The organism is Methylobacterium nigriterrae (assembly GCF_037106235.1).
GTDB classification, from domain to species: Bacteria; Pseudomonadota; Alphaproteobacteria; order Rhizobiales; family Beijerinckiaceae; genus Methylobacterium; species Methylobacterium nigriterrae.
Genome location: NZ_JBAWTG010000446.1, coordinates 1 through 786, shown reverse-complemented (window position 1 = coordinate 786; position 786 = coordinate 1). Strand labels below are relative to the sequence as shown.

The window sequence follows — 786 nt, the reverse complement described above, 5'->3', positions numbered from 1 at the left end:
ACTCCGGCGTGAACGTTCGTTTCGTTGTCCCCATCAGACACCTTCCAGCCCCCATGGGAGCGTAGCAGAGGTGTCCACTCATTCAGAGGAGGATCACCAGCCGCCGGCCGCTACGGGCCCCAGGGACGCCCCGCAGACGGCTCCCGCGCGCGTGCCGGTGTAGAGGGCTACCAAGATGAAGCGGGCGATGTGGCGCCGGCTGTAGCGATAGCGGAAAGGATTCTGATGGACCTCCCGGAAGCGCCAGCAGTGCCAGATCAGCCGGGCGGCCTCGGACCGGGTCAGCCAGCGGGAGCGTGGGCTACTGGGTGGCGGCAACGCGACTTCGACGACCTCACGGCATAGACCCTCACGGCGGTGGTGGTTGATTGCGGCGCGGAGATCCGCAAGCTCGCGCCGGGCAACGGGCTTCGCGCGGTGGGCGGCGTAATCTCGGCAGGTCGCCCCGGTGACATCGGATAGGGGTCGCTCGCCCCACCATTCCAGCAGCTTCCGGCAGCGTTGCGCGACCTGGGCCGGCACAGCTTGGTGCGGGGCGCAGTCCTTGAGGTAGATCTCGATCACTTCCGCGATCGGGACCTCCTCGGCACGGCGGTGCTTGGTCCTGAGGATCGGCCGGCTGTTGAGGACATGGCGAGCGAGGGCGTCGAGAGCTTCCTGCGGCGGCTTTTTGCCTTCGGCGCGGATACTACGGCCTGTTAGCTCTTGAGCCAGTCCAGAGCGGCTGCGAGCGAGAGAACGCCCATGAAGCTTGAAGCTGTCTTCTCGTAGCGGGTTGCGATGGCA

1 pseudogene is annotated in these 786 nt (G+C 66.5%); it reads right to left on the bottom strand.

Annotation, left to right across the window (positions count from 1 at the left end):
- Positions 1-698 precede the first annotated feature (698 nt).
- A pseudogene (locus WDW90_RS37665) lies at positions 699-786 on the bottom strand (IS5-like element ISMex42 family transposase); the annotation flags it as partial.